The sequence below is a fragment of the Thermoflexus sp. genome (assembly GCF_034432235.1).
In the GTDB taxonomy this organism is placed as follows: domain Bacteria; phylum Chloroflexota; class Anaerolineae; order Thermoflexales; family Thermoflexaceae; genus Thermoflexus.
The window spans coordinates 1-2,672 of sequence record NZ_DAOUCJ010000100.1 but is presented as its reverse complement, the minus strand read 5'-3'; the positions used below and the strand labels follow the sequence as shown (position 1 = coordinate 2,672).

At 63.5% G+C, this 2,672-nt stretch carries 3 protein-coding genes; all 3 read right to left on the bottom strand.

Translation table 11 applies throughout. The features are described from left to right. Positions 1-448: 448 nt before the first annotated feature. Positions 449-988: a hypothetical protein gene (locus VAE54_RS12080; protein ID WP_322802222.1), complete on the bottom strand. Its 540-nt coding sequence runs from the start codon at positions 986-988 to the stop codon at positions 449-451. Positions 989-1,044: 56 nt separating this feature from the next. Then, positions 1,045-1,620: a sigma-70 family RNA polymerase sigma factor gene (locus VAE54_RS12075; RefSeq protein WP_322802221.1), complete on the bottom strand. Its 576-nt coding sequence runs from the start codon at positions 1,618-1,620 to the stop codon at positions 1,045-1,047. Positions 1,621-1,827: 207 nt separating this feature from the next. Next, complete coding sequence (locus tag VAE54_RS12070) at positions 1,828-2,421, bottom strand: hypothetical protein (RefSeq protein ID WP_322802220.1); 594 nt, start codon at positions 2,419-2,421, stop codon at positions 1,828-1,830. Positions 2,422-2,672 lie beyond the last annotated feature (251 nt).

Here is a 2,672-nt window from a genome sequence, read left to right as displayed (position 1 = left end):
TTGCGCGGCATGAGGCAGGCTGGGAGGATAGCGAAAGCATACCCATACGTGAACAGGAGGGCTCTTGCGGGCAGCCGACCTCGGAGCGGAGCCACGGGCCTATCTGAAGCGTTCGCGGGGCGAAAGGCCCGGCGAACCGCTTATGGGTCAGGGGCCAGGGCGATACGCCACGGACCCGGCAGGCGCAGAGGCTCCGTCCGTCCGGAAGGATCCCAACCGATCAGCTCCATGACCTGGAGCGAACCCTCGGAAAGGCGCAGGTCCGTGACTCCTACTGGAAAGAAGGTGCGAAAGCATGCTTCCCCCTCACGGCGGACTCCCCCGGAGAAGACGGTGTGCCTGTCCGGTCGCAACACGGAAACCATGCTCCACGATCGTTGAGGATCCAGAGGGGTCGCGCAAAGCCGCGCCTTGACACCAGAGGGGGCGGCGGCCAGCCGTTCCAAGGTCACGGTGACCCCGTTGGCCGTCGCTGAGCGCGGCCTGTGAAGGATATACCCCGGACGAACGGGGACCGTGAAGGAGAAGACAAAGGGTCCAACAGCCCGTCGGAAGCCGGAGGCGTTCCCTCCTGATTGTGGATCGAACGCCGTTTGAAGCTGGAACGTGAGCTGCAGGTGCATGGCATCAGGAAGCGGCTCATGTCCCCACGTATCGGAAGGCGGTCACAAAGGCCTGTTCCCCAGGCGGAAGCGCGAAGCCGCTCCTGTTGCAAGCCCAGCGGCGTGGCCAGAGAGAAGCCCATGGGCTCACGGGCGAGCAGGAAGGCCCTCCACAGGCCCCCTGCGTAAGCGCCCGTGCCGATCCCGATCGCCAGCATGAGCAGCGCCAGCCCCCATACCAGCGGCCGCCGAATCCACTGGCCCACGGCGGTTGCGCGAGAAGGGGCCTCGATGCGCGCCCGGAGGCGGGGCCACAGCCCCACGGGCTCCGGAAAGCCCTCTTCCGCCAGCTCTTCCAGCATATGACGGAGTTCCCGCTCATCCATTGGAGATCCTCTTTCTGCGCATCCGTGAGATAGTCCGGGTAAGCCAATGCAATGTGCTACAGCTGTGTTTCCCCCGAGTCGAGCATGTCCCGAAGCCTCAGCCTCGCCTCATACAGATAGTGTTTGACAGCGCCGACGCTGCAGCCCATGATCTCGGCGATCTCTTTCTCCGCGAGGCTATGATAGTAGCGCAACACAACGGCCGTTCGCTGCGCTGGCGAGAGGCGCTGCAGGGCCTGTCGAAGCGCTCTCACGGATTCCTTTCGCTCCGCGATAAGATCCGGAGCATGCCCGGGATCCTTCCATCCCTCCATATCCACACGATCTGCATCGCTCCCGGTATCCGACACAGATTTCGAGAGGTGTCGCCCTGCGATTCGTCGGGCTTCGCGGATCACCAGTTGAAGGAACCATGGCCAGAACGGACGCTGAGGATCGAAGCGGCGGCGATAAATCCAGGCGCGGAGGGAAGCGTTCTGAACGGCATCCTCCGCATCCATTCGGTCCTGCAGGATCAGGTAAGCGGTGCGCAATGCCCGCAGCTCATAAAGGCGGACCAGCACCGCCAGCCCTTCTGGATCTCCTGCGCGCCAGCGCCGGATCGCTTCCTGTTCCGTCCGCTCTGGATCCATCGAATGCTTTCCGCAATGCTTTCCGCATGGTTTGGGGTAAGGGGCGATCCCCCTTCACCGGGCGACATTCGGATCCCGGTGCTCTAGATCAGCGATCGTGTGTGTAAGCCTTCCCGGGAGGCCCCTGGCGGAATGCCGGACCGCCGGGGGCCTGCTACTTCACTTACGCTCTGCCTTGCGCTCCCTCCGAAAAGGGAGATCGAGCGCTCAATACCCCCGCCGGGCGGAGGAGATAACGTCATTGAAGTTATAAGCCCGAAGATCGGGGATGCTCATTGTAAATGTGCGCCGATCGCCTCCATAGTTGATATGCTCAAAATAGGTGCTGGCCCCTGCGCCGGATGGGATGAAGATGGAGGAGGTGATGTCGTTAAAGTTGATGGAGCGAAAGTCATTGTAGTCATAGCAGAGCGCGAAGTTTCGTCCCCCATAGTAAATATCCTGTCGGATCACAGCGTAGTAGGCGCACTGGGCCGGGAGAACAGCGCCCGAACGTCGCAGCTGCTCCGCCCGGTCGCGATCTACTCCGGGGAGATCGAGGCCGGTGGCAGCGGCCAGCTCCTCGTTGGTGTTATAACAGGTGATGACTCCTGGCCCCCGGCCGTCGTGGCAATGGGGCTCGATGCCGCGGGCCAGCAGCTCCCCGAACGGAACCAGCCGCCCGTAATACCAGACGGGGCGAGCTGGATCGCCCCAGGACGGGCGACCCGCAGCCCCCAGGGTGGCCAGGGCCAGCCCGCCCAGGAGCAGCGTGAGCATCCAGAGGCCTGTCGTCCAGCGCCAGGACCGCAGGAGACGCATGATCATCCTCCTGAGAGAAGTTCCATCATGGAATACCCGCGGTCCGGCTGGAAGGTGGGGGGGTGGAAACTGGGCGAGCCTCCCCTTCGGTGAGGCCCTTGACAGTCAGGCGGGGCCTGTTTAAGATTCTGCCTCAAATGTATCCCTGTCGGAGGCGGGCGGAATGCGGGGGATCCTGGCGCTGGAGGATGGGACGGTCTTCGTCGGCCGGGCCTTTGGGGCCCGCGCGACGGTGGTCGGCGAGGTGGTGT